12 protein-coding genes are annotated in these 13,844 nt (G+C 74.3%); 6 read left to right on the forward strand and 6 right to left on the reverse strand.

The window, feature by feature from the left end; translation table 11 throughout:
- Window positions 1-430: 430 nt before the first annotated feature.
- Both ACI8AG_RS18975 and ACI8AG_RS18980 read right to left on the reverse strand, forming a co-directional pair.
- On the reverse strand, window positions 431-1,108 hold the full coding sequence (locus ACI8AG_RS18975) for an alpha-ketoglutarate-dependent dioxygenase AlkB (protein ID WP_456598252.1): 678 nt from the start codon (window positions 1,106-1,108) through the stop codon (window positions 431-433).
- A 114-nt stretch (window positions 1,109-1,222) separates the two neighbouring features.
- Window positions 1,223-3,445: a DEAD/DEAH box helicase gene (locus tag ACI8AG_RS18980; RefSeq protein WP_456598253.1), complete on the reverse strand. Its 2,223-nt coding sequence runs from the start codon at window positions 3,443-3,445 to the stop codon at window positions 1,223-1,225.
- An 80-nt stretch (window positions 3,446-3,525) separates the two neighbouring features.
- Here ACI8AG_RS18980 and ACI8AG_RS18985 point away from each other — a divergent pair, with 80 nt between their 5' ends.
- The gene (locus ACI8AG_RS18985) at window positions 3,526-4,359 is read left to right on the forward strand and encodes a PHP domain-containing protein (protein WP_456598254.1); all 834 of its coding nucleotides are present in this window, start codon (window positions 3,526-3,528) and stop codon (window positions 4,357-4,359) included.
- Between the two features lie 13 nt (window positions 4,360-4,372).
- On the opposite strand, the gene ACI8AG_RS18990 is transcribed toward ACI8AG_RS18985, so the two are convergent.
- The gene (locus ACI8AG_RS18990) at window positions 4,373-5,554 is read right to left on the reverse strand and encodes a benzoate/H(+) symporter BenE family transporter (RefSeq protein ID WP_456598255.1); all 1,182 of its coding nucleotides are present in this window, start codon (window positions 5,552-5,554) and stop codon (window positions 4,373-4,375) included.
- A gap of 78 nt (window positions 5,555-5,632) precedes the next feature.
- Here ACI8AG_RS18990 and ACI8AG_RS18995 point away from each other — a divergent pair, with 78 nt between their 5' ends.
- Genes ACI8AG_RS18995 through bar form a run of 3 tightly spaced genes read left to right on the forward strand, consistent with a single transcriptional unit; the run spans window position 5,633 to window position 8,307 of the window.
- Window positions 5,633-6,166 (forward strand): N-acetyltransferase family protein, encoded by a 534-nt coding sequence (locus ACI8AG_RS18995; protein WP_456598256.1) that lies wholly within the window; start codon window positions 5,633-5,635, stop codon window positions 6,164-6,166.
- Between the two features lie 54 nt (window positions 6,167-6,220).
- Window positions 6,221-7,192, forward strand: a complete 972-nt coding sequence (locus ACI8AG_RS19000) for a carbamate kinase (RefSeq protein WP_456598257.1) — start codon at window positions 6,221-6,223, stop codon at window positions 7,190-7,192.
- A gap of 11 nt (window positions 7,193-7,203) precedes the next feature.
- Window positions 7,204-8,307, forward strand: a complete 1,104-nt coding sequence (gene bar / locus ACI8AG_RS19005) for a barbiturase (protein WP_456598258.1) — start codon at window positions 7,204-7,206, stop codon at window positions 8,305-8,307.
- A gap of 97 nt (window positions 8,308-8,404) precedes the next feature.
- Here the strand turns inward: bar and ACI8AG_RS19010 are convergent, their stop codons facing one another.
- The gene (locus ACI8AG_RS19010) at window positions 8,405-10,108 is read right to left on the reverse strand and encodes a signal peptidase I (protein ID WP_456598259.1); all 1,704 of its coding nucleotides are present in this window, start codon (window positions 10,106-10,108) and stop codon (window positions 8,405-8,407) included.
- A gap of 64 nt (window positions 10,109-10,172) precedes the next feature.
- Complete coding sequence (locus ACI8AG_RS19015; protein ID WP_456591257.1) at window positions 10,173-10,574, reverse strand: hypothetical protein; 402 nt, start codon at window positions 10,572-10,574, stop codon at window positions 10,173-10,175.
- Window positions 10,575-10,904: 330 nt separating this feature from the next.
- Between ACI8AG_RS19015 and ACI8AG_RS19020 the strand changes: the two genes are divergently transcribed.
- Together ACI8AG_RS19020 and ACI8AG_RS19025 are read left to right on the forward strand one after the other, a co-directional pair.
- Window positions 10,905-12,125, forward strand: a complete 1,221-nt coding sequence (locus ACI8AG_RS19020; protein WP_456598260.1) for a Cache 3/Cache 2 fusion domain-containing protein — start codon at window positions 10,905-10,907, stop codon at window positions 12,123-12,125.
- 107 nt (window positions 12,126-12,232) lie between these two features.
- Window positions 12,233-13,306: a PP2C family protein-serine/threonine phosphatase gene (locus ACI8AG_RS19025; protein WP_456598261.1), complete on the forward strand. Its 1,074-nt coding sequence runs from the start codon at window positions 12,233-12,235 to the stop codon at window positions 13,304-13,306.
- 4 nt (window positions 13,307-13,310) lie between these two features.
- Here the strand turns inward: ACI8AG_RS19025 and ACI8AG_RS19030 are convergent, their stop codons facing one another.
- Entirely contained in the window at window positions 13,311-13,817 is a 507-nt protein-coding gene (locus tag ACI8AG_RS19030; protein WP_456598262.1) for an RNA 2'-phosphotransferase, read from the reverse strand.
- Window positions 13,818-13,844 lie beyond the last annotated feature (27 nt).

Raw genomic sequence — 13,844 nt, forward strand, 5'->3', positions numbered from 1 at the left:
AGCGTTCGTCCTGAGCCAGGATCAAACTCTCCGTAGATGATTTGATCGCAGCTGAGAACCGCGAGCTGACACTCGCGATATCAATCAACCAAAGGAATCCCAGCCCCAACCACACAGTGGCCAGGGCGCGGGGTATTACTTGGCACTGACTTTCGGCACGCTGTTGAGTTCTCAAGGAGCGGACGCGCGAGAATCCCGGCCAATTTCTTGGCCTTCGTTCGAGGCGGTTTCTCCACTGTACACCAGGCTCCGCATCGGTGAACCTCGGGGGCTCGTCCGGCGGTTTCCCGGGCCTCGCGGCCCGGTCCGTTCTCGCTCGGTGCAGGGAGAACAGTACACGCTCTCCGAGGGGGTCTGCAGGGGGGTCCCCGGGCCCCGCGCGGAGCCAGGGGACGGCGCCTCCAGGCCCGTCGTTCCGCACTTTTCGGGCTCAGGCGACGCCGCGAGGGCGGAACTGGACACTCACCCGCGGTCCGACCGGCTTGGTCGTCTTCGGGATGCAGTGCTCCCAGGTGCGCTGGCAGGAACCGCCCATGACCACGAGGTCACCGTGGCCGAGGGGGAAGCGCAGCGACTCCCCGCCGCCGACCGGGCGCAGGAGCAGCGGGCGGGGCGAGCCGAAGGAGACGATCGCGACCATCGTGTCGGCCGACCGCCCGCGGCCGATGCGGTCACCGTGCCAGGCCACGCTGTCCCGCCCGTCGCGGTAGAGGCACATCCCCGCGGTGACGAACGGCTCGCCCAGCTCGGGCAGGTAGTGCCGGTTCAGCCGTTCCCGGGCCTCGCCGAGCAGCGGGTGCGGCAGCTGCTCACGGCCGGAGTACCAGCGGAGCAGCCGCGGGACCGCGACCTCCCGCTCGTACATCTGCCGGCGGTCCTCCCGCCAGCCGATGTCACCGAGCAGCACGTCGAGCACCTCGTCCGAGCCGGCCACCCAGCCGGGCAGGTGGTCGACCCACGCCCCCCGGCCCAGGTCGTGACGGGTCACCCCATCCAAGGGTTGGAGCGTCGCCTCGTCGGCGAGATCCCACATCGAGGGCTGGGCAGCCCCCGTCCGGAGGCTCGCGGCGAGCGTGCGAGCGGTGAGGGGGAGGGGGTCCTTCTCCATGCCGGCACGCTACTCCGACTTTTCGCACACCTGTGCGAAAGGCTGTGGACACGCGGTCCCTCTGCAGGGGCCCGCGCCGAGCGTGCGAGGCGTGGGGGGCAGAGGGGTCCTTTCTCAGGCGGTGAGGGCCAGGGCGAACGGGAGCACGGCCGAGGCGCCGGCCCGGCGTAGCTCGCGCCCGGCGACGGTCATGGTCCAGCGCGAGTCGGCCAGGTCGTCGACCAGCAGCACCGGTCCCGACACCTCCGCCAGCCGTTCGCGGAGCTCCTGGCCCACGACGATGCGGTCCCACACCGCCGCCAGCCGGAAGGCGCTGTTCCCGCCGGGCTGCCCGGTCGGCCCGCCGTGGGCCAGGGAGAGCTCGCCCAGGTAGGGGAGCCGGCCCATGCGCGCCAGCCCCTGCGCGACGCCCGTCACCAGCTGGGGGCGGCGGCGCGACGGCACCGCCACCACGGCCGCCGGGCGCTCCGCCCAGTCCCAGGCGGCGAGCACCCGGCCGCAGGCCCGGAGGAGCTCCTCGTCCGGTGGGACGTCGGAGACGGAGCGGCGCACCGGCACGTCGAAGGCGGCGTCCGGGTCCTCCTCGATGCTGGGCGCCTCGAGGTCGAGCTCCACCACACCGCCGACGCCGTCGTCGCCGAGGAGGGACCGCAGGCGCTGTCCCCAGCCGAGGTCGGTCAGCCGGGCGACGGCGCGGCCGGTCGCCAGCTGCTCCCCCGGCGGGATCTTCCCCTTGACGTCGACGCCCAGCCGGTCGGCGCCGGTCGGCCACATCGCCCGCGGCGCCAGCTCCACTCCGGGACGGTCCAGCGCGGCGGACGCCGCCTCGGACGCCGCCTCGGGGACGTCGGTGGCGTACCAGGGCCCGGCGCAGACGTCGCAGCGGCCGCAGGGTGCGGCGGTCGGGTCGTCGAGCGCGGACTGCAGGAATGCCATGCGGCACTCGGCCTCGTCGACCGGCTTGGCGTAGGTGAGCATCGCGCGCTGCTCGGCCTCCCGGGTGCGGGTGACCCGGGCGTAGCGGTCGGCGTCGTAGACCCACGGCTGCCCGGTCGAGCGCCAGCCGCCCTGCACCCGCTCCACCGCGCCGTCGACGGCGAGGACCTTGAGCAGCAGCTCCAGCCGGGACCGCCGGACGTCAGCCACCGTCTCCAGCCGGGCCACCGACCAGGCCTTGCCGTCGGCCATCGCCGTGAGCACCGCGGCGGCGTGGTCCTCGCGCGGCATGGACGAGGTGGCGAACCACTGCCAGATCGCGATGTCCTCGGGGCCGGGGAGCAGCAGCACGTCGGCGTGCTCGACCGCGCGGCCCGCACGGCCGACCTGCTGGTAGTAGCTGACCGGCGACGACGGCGCGCCGAGGTGGACGACGAACCCGAGGTCGGGCTTGTCGAAGCCCATGCCCAGGGCGGAGGTGGCGACCAGCGCCTTCACCTCGTTCTTCCGCAACGCCTCCTCGGCGTCCTTGCGGTCGGCGTCGTCGAGCCGGCCGGTGTAGGCGCGCACCTCGTGGCCGGCGTCGCGCAGCAGGTTCGCCGTCTCCTCGGCCGCCGCGACGGTGAGCGTGTAGACGATGCCGCTGCCCGGCAGGTCGCCGAGGTGGGCGGCGAGCCAGGCCAGGCGGGCCCGGTCCGAGGGCAGCCGCAGGACGCCGAGGCGGAGCGAGTCGCGGGAGAGCGGACCGCGGACGGTGGTCACCTCGACGCCCCCGGCGCCGAGCTGCTCGGCGACGTCGGCCACCACCCGCTCGTTCGCCGTCGCGGTGGTGGCGAGGACCGGCGTGCCCTCGGGCAGCGTGCCCAGCAGGTCGCGGATCCGGCGGTAGTCGGGGCGGAAGTCGTGCCCCCAGTCGGAGACGCAGTGCGCCTCGTCGACGACGACCAGCCCGCAGCGGGTGACCAGCCCGGGCAGCTGCTCCTCGCGGAAGCGCGGGTTGGTGAGCCGCTCGGGCGAGACGAGCAGGACGTCGACGTCGTCGGCGGCCAGGCGGGCGGCGATGTCGTCCCACTCCGTCATGTTGGCGCTGGAGATCTCCACCGCGCGGATGCCGGCGCGGGCCGCGGCGGCCACCTGGTCGCGCATCAGGGCGAGCAACGGGGACACGAGCAGCGTCGGCCCGGCGCCGCGGCGGCGCAGCAGGGCGGTGGAGACGAAGTACACGGCGGACTTGCCCCAGCCGGTGCGCTGGACGACCAGCGCCCGCTGGGAGCGCTCGACCAGCGCGGCGACGGCGGCGTCCTGCCCCTCGCGGAAGACCGCGTCGGGGCGGCCGGTCAGCTCCCGGAGGATCTCCAGGGCCTCGTCGGCGATCGAGGACGGCGGTGCGGCGGTGCTCATGCCGACGACAGTAGGCACCACCGCCGACAGCGACGGCCCCCCGCGCGCGACCGGTGGACGACGGGGAGAATCCACAGGCGATGGACCACCAGGGGCAGCTTCCGGCCGACAACCACGTGCACACCCACTGGTCGTGGGACACCCCCGACTCGTCGACCATGCGCAGGGCGTGCGAGCGGGCGATCGCCCAGGGGCTGCCCGCGGTCGCCTTCACCGAGCACCTCGACTTCACCGTCTGGCACGAGGAGGACCGGGCGACCGCGGAAGGGCTGGTCGACCGCTACCCGGCCCACCAGCTGCCGATCGACGTCGAGGGCTACTTCGCCGAGCTGGCCGAGGTGCGCGACCGGTTCCCGGAGCTGCGGATCTGGTCGGGCATCGAGACCGGCGAGCCGCACCTGTTCGCCGCGAGCATCGCCCTCCACCTCGAGGACTCCCCGGTCGACCGCATCCTCGGGTCGCTGCACTCGCTCTCCGACCAGGGCCGGCTGGTCGGTGTCGGCCGGCTCCTGCACGTCGACGCCGACGCCACCATGCGCCGCTACCTCGGCGAGATGGTCGGGATGATCGAGAGCAGCGACGTCTTCCAGGTGCTCGCCCACGTGGACTTCCCGCGCCGGTACTGGCCCGGCGGCTCGCACCGGTACGTGGAGAAGGACTACGAGGAGGAGTACCGGGCGGTGTTCCGGGCCCTGGCCGGGAGCGGCCGGGCGCTGGAGATCAACACCAGCAGCCCGCTGGCGTCGGCGGACCAGGTGCGCTGGTTCTACGAGGCCGGCGGCGAAGCGGTCAGCTTCGGCAGCGACGCGCACGCGCCTGCCGCCGTCGGGCAGAAGTTCGACCTCGCCGTCGCCGTCGCGGAGGCGGCCGGGTTCCGCCCGGGCCGGGACCGCTTCGACTTCTGGCGCCGCTGACGCCAGGTTCACGTCAGGCCGGGACGGCGGGCTCCGGCGCGGCCGGGGACGGGCGGTACCAGGCCCAGAGCACCAGCCCGACGACCAGCGACCAGAACGCCGACCCGATACCGCCGACGGTGATGCCGCTGATCGCCACCAGGAAGGTGGCGACGACCGGGATCCGGTCCTCCGGCCGCGCCAGCGCCGCGCTCAGGGACGAGGCCAGCACCGGCCACAGGGCGAGACCGGCGGCCGCCGCGACGAAGCCGGCCGGGGCCGTGGCGACGAGGGCCGCGATCGCGGCGGAGACCAGCGCGAACCCGACGTAGGCAAGGCCGGCGGTGCGGGCGGCGAGGTAGCGGCGACCCGGGTCGACGTCCGCCTCCGGACCGGCCGCCAGCGCCGCGCTGATGGCGGCCAGGTTGATCGCGTGACCGCCGAACGGGGCGCCGAGCAGCGTGCCGGCGCCGGTCACCGCCATGGCCGGGCGCCAGGGCGCCCGGTAGCCGAAGGCGGCCAGCACCGCCATGCCCGGCACGTTCTGCGAGGCCATGGTCACCAGGAACAGCGGCAGCGCCAGGCCGACGACGGCGACCGAGCCGAAGTCCGGGGTCGTCCACACCAGGCTCGGCAGCAGCGCCGCGACCGGGACGCCGCCGTCCCGGACGGCCAGCCACCCGATGATGCCGAGGGTGACCGCGAAGGCAGCCGGCACGGCCCAGCGCGGGGAGAACCGCAGGAGCACCACCCAGACCAGCACGACGGGCACCACCAGCCAGGGGATCTCCAGCGCGGCCCGGACCGGCTGGAGGCACAGCGGCACGAGGACGCCGGCGAGCATGGCCTGGGCGAGCACCGGGGGGATGGCGCCGATCGCCTCGCCCAGCTGGGGCCACGCAGCGGTGAGCAGGACGAGGACGCCGACGAGGAGGAAGGCGCCGACGGCCACCGGCCAGGAGGGCGCCGAGGCCGTCGCCAGCAGCGCGGCCCCGGGCGTGGACCAGGCCACGGTGATCGGCATCCGCGTCCGCTGGGCGAGCAGGACGGTGGCCACGCCCATCGCGACCGAGAGGACCAGCAGGCCCGAGGCGGCCTGCTCCGGTGTGGCCCCGACCGCCCGCAGACCGGTGAGGACGACGGCGAAGGAGCTCAGGAAGCCGACGAGCGCGGTGACCAGCCCCGCGACGGTCGTCGAGGAGGGGGCGGGAGGCACGGCCGGCGACGCTAGCCGAGGGGGACGGGTGTTCCAGCTCACCGCGCTCCGACCCGGCGCCCGGCTACGTTGACGATCATGGGTGCCCCCGCTCCGACCGTCCGCGACGCCACCCCGGCGGACGCCGCCGCCTGCGCCGCGATCTACGCGCCCTACGTCACCGGCACGGCGATCACCTTCGAGCTCGAGCCGCCGACGCCGGCACAGATGGCGGTGCGGATCGCGGCGGCCCGGCGGGCGCACGCCTGGCTGGTCCTCGAGGACGACGGCGCCGTCGTCGGCTACGCCTACGCCGGGCCGTACAAGGAGCGCGCCGCCTATCGGTGGTCGTGCGAGGTGAGCGTCTACCTGGACGGCGCGCGACGACGGCGCGGCGGCGGGCGCGTCCTGTACGAGGCGCTGTTCGAGCGGCTGGCCGCCCGCGGGTTCCGCACCGCGATCGCCGGGATGACGCTGCCCAACGAGCCGAGCGAGGGCCTGCACACGGCAATGGGCTTCGAGCCGATCGGCACCTACCGGCGGATCGGGTTCAAGCACGGCCGGTGGCGCGACGTGCTCTGGGCGCAGCGACCGCTGGGCGCCTACGACGACGATCCGGCCGAGCCGAGCTGACCTTCTCCGGAGAAGTACTTCACCGCTAAGGGAAATGCGGCTAGGGTCGGCGGGGTGACGTCGACGCGCGTGGTGATCGCCCTGGGCGGCAACGCCATGACCGGGGCCGACGGCTCCGCGACCCCGCAGGCGCAGCGCGATGCGATCCGGCAGGCCGCCGGGCACGTCGCCGAGGTCGTCGCCGCGGGCGTCCAGGTGGTGCTCACCCACGGGAACGGCCCGCAGGTCGGCAACCTGCTGGTCAAGAACGAGCTCGCCGCCCACGAGGTGCCCCCGGTGCCGCTGGACTGGAACGTGGCGCAGACCCAGGCCACCATCGGCTTCACCGTCGCCGACGAGCTGGACGCCGCCCTGGCCGTGCGCGGCCTCCCCCAGCGCACCGCCGCGCTGGTCACCCGCACCCGCGTCGACGCCGACGACCCGCGCTTCGCCGAGCCCTCCAAGCCGGTGGGCCGCTTCCTGCCGCGGGAGGAAGCGGAACGGTTCGTCTCGCTCGGGCAGACCTGGGAGGACCGCGGGGAGAAGGGCTGGCGGCGCGTCGTCGCCTCGCCGGAACCCCGGGCCGTCGTCGACTCGCCCGCCATCCACGCCCTGGCCGCGGCCGGGTTCGTCGTGGTGTGCGCCGGTGGCGGCGGCATCCCGGTGATCGACGACCACGTCGACGGGCACGCGCTGCGCGGCGTCGAGGCGGTCATCGACAAGGACCTGACCGCCGCGATCCTCGCCCGGGACGTGGACGCCGACACCCTGGTCATCGCCACCGACGTCCCGAACGTGATGGTCGACTTCGGCACCCCGTCACAGCGCCCGCTGGGCCGGGTCACCGTCGCCGAGCTGCGTGAACTGGCGGCGGCCGGGCAGTTCGCCCGAGGATCGATGGGCCCGAAGGTGGAAGCAGCTCTCCGTTTCGTCGAAGGCTCCGCCGCCGGCCACGCCCCGCCCGCCCGCGCCGTCATCACCTCGCTCCAGCACATCGCCGACGCCGTCCGTGGCGACGACGCCGGCACCGTCCTCACCCACTCCTGAAGGGAACCCGCATGCCCGCACCGATCGAGGTCCGCAAGGTCCCGCTGCACAACGTCAGCGACGCCTCCGAGCTCGCCAAGCTGATCGACGACGGCGTCATGGAGGCCGACCGCGTCATCGCCGTCATCGGCAAGACCGAGGGCAACGGCGGGATCAACGACTACACGCGGATCATCGCCGACCGCGCCTTCCGCGAGGTGCTGCTCGAGAAGGGCTCGCGGAGCAAGGAGGAGGTCGGCGACATCCCGATCGTGTGGTCCGGTGGCACCGACGGCGTCATCAGCCCGCACGCGACCGTCTTCGCGACGCTGCCCGAGGACTCGGTCGAGAAGACCGACGAGCCGCGGCTGACCGTGGGCTACGCGATGAGCGACGTCCTGCTGCCCGAGGACATCGGCCGCGTCGCGATGGTCGAGAAGGTCGCCGAGGGCGTGAAGAAGGCGATGGAGGCCGCGGGCATCACCGACCCGGCCGACGTGCACTACGTGCAGACCAAGACGCCGCTGCTGACGATCGACACGATCCGCGACGCCCACCAGCGCGGGGAGACCACCATCCTGGAGGAGCCGCACGGCTCCATGGACATCTCCAACGGCACGACGGCGCTGGGGATCGCGGTGGCGCTCGGCGAGATCGAGATGCCGACGCAGGAGCAGATCATGCGCGACCTGTCGCTGTACTCCTCGGTCGCGTCCTGCTCGTCGGGTGTGGAGCTGGACCGGGCGCAGATCGTCGTCGTCGGAAACGCCCGCGGGCACGGCGGCAACTACCGGGTCGGCCACTCGGTGATGAAGGACGCGCTGGACCAGGACGGCATCTGGGCGGCCATCCGCGACGCCGGCCTCGAGCTGCCGGAGCGGCCGCACCACACCGACCTCGGCGACCGGCTGGTCAACGTCTTCCTCAAGTGCGAGGCCTCGCCCGACGGCAAGGTGCGCGGGCGGCGCAACGCCATGCTCGACGACTCCGACGTCTCCTGGCACCGCCAGATCAAGGCCTGCGTGGGCGGCGTGACCGCGTCGGTGACCGGCGACCCGGCGGTGTTCGTGTCGGTGGCCGCGGTGCACCAGGGGCCCTCGGGCGGCGGCCCGGTCGCCGCGATCGTCAAGGCGTGACGACAGCAACGCGTAGCTGACAGCAGGGCCTGCTTCGGGGAAGCAGGGGTCCGGACGACGTTCCGGGGCCCTGCTTCCCCGAAGTCGTTCCCGGGGGTCAGGCCAGCAGGCCGCGGAGGCCCACGGGCGGGAGCGGAGCGGTGAGGTCCTCCTCCGCGGCGGCCGAGCGCCGCGCCCGCGACGGCGCCGGGACGGGCGGCCTGCCGCGTCGGGCCGCCGCGCCACCCGGCACCACGAACCGGTAGGTCGCGTCGACGTCCCGGACGGCGAAGACGTCCGCCTCCGCGGCGGCGTGGTGCAGGACGACGGTGTCGAACCGCTCCGCGACCCGGCGCAGGGACTCGGCGTCGGAGACGTCGATGACGGTCCCGCCCGCGGCGAGCCCGGCGACCGGCACGATCCGGTCGGCGTGCCGCACGAGGAACTCGTCGGCGGCGTCGCCGCGGCCGGTCCGGCCCAGCAGCGCACCGGCCGCGGCGACGAGCAGCGCGAGGGCCAGCACGGCGAGGACGGCGCCACGGGCCAGGCCGATCGGGATCGACAGGCTCAGGACGTCGAACGAGCGGGGGGCGACCGCGGCCACCGGCACGGCCGTCTCGCTGGACGTCGCCAGCACGGTGTCGGGGTCGCCGGCCAGGCGCAGGGCCGTCGGGTCGAGTGCGAAGTCGAGCCCGGCCGGCGACGCGGCGTCGAAGGCGGTGCCGCGGGCGGTCCCGGCCAGCGCCACGGTGGGAGTGATCGTCAGGGTCGCGGTGCTACCCGAGACGCCGACCTCGGCGTAGTGCCGGCTCAGCACCTCGGCGGCGTGGGCTGCGTCGACGTCGACCGACGCCGCCGCCAGCCCGTCGGTGAAGCCGACGACGGGGCCGCTGTTCAGGTATGTGCTCCAGCCGTCGGCCGCCTGCACCGAGACGTCGAGGCGCAGGGCACCGCGGAGGTCGGCGAGGTCGGGGCCGCTGACGGTGTTCTCGTAGGAGACGGTCAGGCCGGTGGAGAGCTTGGTCCAGACGGTGTCCCCGGTCGCCACGGCACCCGTCGGGTACGTGGTGCCACGCTCAGCGGTCCCCGTGTAGGAGAAGCGCCCCTGCTGGCTGACCTGGAGCTCCTCCTCGACCGTCTCGGTGGAGGGGACGACGAACAGGACGCCGGCGCCGGCTGCGGCCACCAGCGCAACGGCTGCCGAGCCCAGCGCGACCTGGCGGGCGCGGGCCCGGACGAGCACGGGCAGGGCGCCGGCCGGAACCCGCGGCAGCGAGACGGACGGCGCGGTGAACGAGGGCACGGAGAAGGACGGCGCACCAAGGGCCGGCAGCCGCCGGCGGCGGGCGCGGGCCCGGTGGCCGCCGCGGCCCCGGCGGACCGACCCCATGAGCAGGGACGCCGCGAGCCCCACCGCCCCGAGCACCCAGGGCGAGCTGATCACCTGGAGCGCCTTGCCGCCCTGGGGGATGCGGACGAACAGCTTGCCGAGGATCTCGTCCTGGGTCGGGCGGTCCTCGTCGAGCCAGTCGTTGTTGTCCCCCTGGGTCACGAAACCCTGCCCGTCCGCGGCGACGACGCGGTGCATGACGACGGTGTCGAGGGACTCGCTGTAATAGGCGACGACGTCTCCGACGGCGTAGGAGTCGGCCGAACCCAGGACTGCCAGGTCCCCGGCGGAGAACTGCGGCTCCATGCTGTCGCCGTAGGTGGTGACGTACGTCGTGCCACCACCGAGCGCCAGGGGCCAGAACAACCACAGGGTCGCCAGCACCAGCGCGGCGACGGCGCTGGTGCTGACGACCTTGGACGTGGCGGTCATGAAGAGGCCCGTTCGGGGTACGGGCGGAGCGGCTCCGTGAGCCGCCCCGCCCAGCGCGGAACTGCTAGTTCGAGGTGACGGTGAGACCGGTCTTGTCGAAGGAGGTGAAGTCGACGGGCGTCGTGAGCGTGCAGGTGATCAGGTGGGTGGTGCCGGAGGCGGAGTACACGCAGGTGGAGGCGCTACCCGGCGCCACTACGTCGGGATCACCCGAGGTGAGGGTCATCACCGCGTCCATGGTGCTGGTGTCCTGGCCCACCGTGAACACGACGCTGGCCAGCTTGGTGGCGTCGGCGGCAGGGTTGTAGGCGATGTTGCTGACGGCCACACCCGTCGCAGTGAGCTCGCCGTAGCCCGCGACGTTGTTGTCCACGCCCGAGAAGTTGTTGCTGGCGGTGAAGGCGGAGGTCGTGGCGGCGACGCCGGCGACCGCGACACCGGCGAGCAGAACGCGCGACAGGCGCATGGCAGTGGGTCCTGTTCTCTCAGTGGCTCAGACCCGCCGGGATGCTGGTCGCCCGGTCCACGTGCTGGCTGCGCCGATTCATTGACTCCCTCGTTCTCGGCACCGGGTCGCACATTCTTCACTCGTGCCACAGAAATGATCAGGAGTCGCTGAGTCGACAATTCCGGGGTGGTCGCCGAATGGCTGCGAATGGTCGCCCCGGGATCCGGCCACCGGGTCGACCGGCGCGCCTCCCCGGGGCGCGGAGCCGAGGGGACCTACGGTGTTCCGGAACCTCCCCGCGGCGGGGTGGTCCAGGGATCGGCCAGGCGGCTGCGGGAAGGACGGGTCGTGCGTTCGTCGACGTCGCGGAACCCTGTCCCGTCCCCCGGCACCGCGCGGCGTGCCGCCGAGCGGGACACGAGCATGGAGGACGCCGCGCGGCAGGCCGGCGTCCTCGCCCAGGCCTCGCGCGAGGTCTCCGACACCTCCGCGGAGGCCGCCGCGTCCCTCGCCGAGCTCCGGGCCGCGATCGGCGACATCTCCGCGAGCACCGGCCGCGCGTCCGCCGTCGCCGAGGAGGCGGTGCGCGACGCGCAGGCCGTCGACGACCGCATCGCCGCGCTGCAGGCCGCCAGCGGGTCGATCACCGAGTTCGTCCGGCTCCTCGGCGCCATCAGCCAGCAGAGCCGCTTCCTCGCGCTCAACGCCTCCGTCGAGGCCGTCCGCGCCGGCGACGTCGGGCGCGGGTTCGCCGTGGTGGCCGACGAGGTCAAGGAGCTCGCCGGCCGCACCGCGCAGGCCGCCCAGGACATCGACGCCCAGATCAAGGCGGTGCAGCGGGAGACGGCGCAGGCGGTCGAGGCAGTGCGCCGCATCACCGGCACGCTCGGCGCGATCGCCGAGGCGCAGGACACCATCGCCGCCGCCGTCGAGCAGCAGCGGGTGGCCACCGAGCGCGTCGTGGAGAACGTGGACCGCGCGGCCGGCGGCTCCGCACGGATCAGCGAGGCCGTCGGGCAGCTGGCCGACAGCCAGCGGGTGGTCTACGTCCGGCGAGCCCTCGCGGTGGCCGAGCAGCAGCTGGCCGACCTGGGTGGCGCACGGCTCGGCGACGCCGGGGCCCCCTTCACGGTGCGCGACCAGGCCACCGGCGCCACGCACACCGCCGCGCTCCCCGACCTGCTGCTCGGCGACACGCCTCTGGAGCGCAGCGACGACCCCCGCCGGCCGTCGCGGCTCGTCGACGAGGTGGTGCGGCAGGTCGGCGGCAGCTGCACGCTGTTCCAGCGCCTCGACGAGGCCGGGAGCATGGTGCGGGTGGCGACGACGGTGCTCACGCCCGCCGGCCGGCGCAATGTCGGCACCGCCATCGCGCGGACCGGCCCCGACGGCCGCCCGAACCCGGTGCTCGCCGCCGTACTGGCCGGCGGGACCTACACCGGTGCGGCCACGGTGGCCGACCGGCCGTACTTCACCGCCTACACCGGGCTGCGGGACGACGGCGGGGCCCTCATCGGCATGCTCTACGTCGGCCTGCCCCTGGACTCGATGCCCGGCACCGGCGGCTGACCGCTCCGGGGGTCGACGGCGAGGCCGCCACCGTCCTCTAGGTTGACCAGGGGACGCGCCGCGCTGCTGGCGGGCACGAGGGGGATGCGGTGAAGCGGTTCGGGCGTGTGAACACCGCGCTGCCGGCCATCGTGCTGCTGCTCGTCGTGATCGCCGAGGTGATCACCGGCCGCGGCCAGGTGGTGCTGGGGCTCACCGTCATCGCCCCGCTGGCGTCGGCGACCTTCCTGAGCCGGCAGGCCACCGTCGCCTACGCGGCGGCGGCGTTCGTCGTCACCACGCTCCTCGGTCTCTACAGCCAGCAGTACACCGCCGAGACAGCGGTGGCGCAGACCGTCCGGCTGCTCGCCGTCGCCCTCGGCGGGATCCTGGCCGTGGTGACCTGCGAGCTGCGGCTCCGCCGGGAGGCCCACGTGGCCCGGCTCGGCGCCGAGGCCGCCGCGACACGGGCCGCCGTCCACACCGGCGAGACGCTGCAGCGGGCGCTGCTGGGCGGCATCCCGCAGGTCCCGGGGCTCGAGACGGCCGCCCGCTACCTCCCCGGCGCGCGAGAGGCGCAGGTCGGCGGTGACTGGTACGACGCCTTTCCCTTGACCGACGGCCGCACCATGCTGGTCATCGGCGACGTCGCCGGCCACGACGCGCCCGCGGCAGCCACCATGGCGCAGACCCGCGGGATGCTCCGCGCGCTCGCCCGGGTCGGGCACGGCTCCCCCGCCGCCGCGCTGACCGTGCTGGACGACGTCCTGGAGGGCCTGGGGCTGGACACGTTGGTGACCGTGGCCGTGGCGTCCGTCGACCCGCGGGGCGTGGCCGGGAACGCGGTGCCGCTGCAGTGGTCGAACGCGGGGCACCCGCCCCCGGTGGTCGTGCGGGCCGACGGCTGCGTCGAGGTGCTGGAACGGGAGCCCGACCGGCTGCTCGGAGCCGGCACCGCCGACGGGCCACCGCGCACCGACCACGAGGTGGTGCTCCGGCGGGGCGACACGCTGCTGCTCTACACCGACGGGCTGGTCGAGCGGCGCGGCATGACCCTCGACGACGGCACCGCCTGGCTGGTGCGGGCGCTGGAGGAGCGCGGCCGGGAGCCGCTGGACCGCATGTGCGACGGCCTGCTGAGCGCGCTGGGCACCCGCGGCGACGACGACATCGCCCTGCTGGCGCTCCGGGTGCCGTCCTGACCGGTCAGCCGCCGAGCACGGTCAGGTAGCGGGGCGGTACCGCGGCGACCAGCCACACCCCGTTGGCCGAGCGGCTGAACCGCGCGCCTTCGCGGGCCATCGCGGCGGCGTCGACGCGCAGCACGACCGGTGCGCCGCGGCGGCTCCCGACGGCGCGGGCGGTGACGACGTCGGCGCTCAGGTGGACCGCGTGCCGACGTCCCGGGCGCAGCCCCTCGGCGAGGATGGCCGCCAGGAAACGCGCCACGGTGCCGTGGAAGAGCTCGTCCGGTGGCGTCTCGTCCGCGTAACCGAGATCGACGGCGACGCTGTGCCCCTGGCTGGCGCGGATGCGGTCACCCCGGAGCTCGTACCGGCGCTTGTCGTCGGCGGCCACGACGTGCTCGAGCTGCTCGCGGGTGAGGTGGAGCGCCGCGAGCAGCACGTCGACGTCGGCCCAGCCGGCGGGGTCCAGGGTGATCCCGACCGACTCGGGGCGGTGCCGCAGGACGAAGGACAGTCGCTTGCTCACCCGGACGACGTCCATCCCCGGCTACCG

Source organism: Blastococcus sp. SYSU DS0552, from assembly GCF_054050815.1.

What these genes read in the sequence shown, in the direction of transcription:
- ACI8AG_RS18975 (WP_456598252.1), bottom strand. Translation starts at nt 1,108, where the DNA reads ATGGAGAAGGACCCCCTCCCCCTCACCGCTCGCACGCTCGCCGCGAGC.
- ACI8AG_RS18980 (WP_456598253.1), bottom strand. Translation starts at nt 3,445, where the DNA reads ATGAGCACCGCCGCACCGCCGTCCTCGATCGCCGACGAGGCCCTGGAG.
- ACI8AG_RS18985 (WP_456598254.1), top strand. Translation starts at nt 3,526, where the DNA reads ATGGACCACCAGGGGCAGCTTCCGGCCGACAACCACGTGCACACCCAC.
- ACI8AG_RS18995 (WP_456598256.1), top strand. Translation starts at nt 5,633, where the DNA reads ATGGGTGCCCCCGCTCCGACCGTCCGCGACGCCACCCCGGCGGACGCC.
- bar (WP_456598258.1), top strand. Translation starts at nt 7,204, where the DNA reads ATGCCCGCACCGATCGAGGTCCGCAAGGTCCCGCTGCACAACGTCAGC.
- ACI8AG_RS19010 (WP_456598259.1), bottom strand. Translation starts at nt 10,108, where the DNA reads ATGACCGCCACGTCCAAGGTCGTCAGCACCAGCGCCGTCGCCGCGCTG.
- ACI8AG_RS19015 (WP_456591257.1), bottom strand. Translation starts at nt 10,574, where the DNA reads ATGCGCCTGTCGCGCGTTCTGCTCGCCGGTGTCGCGGTCGCCGGCGTC.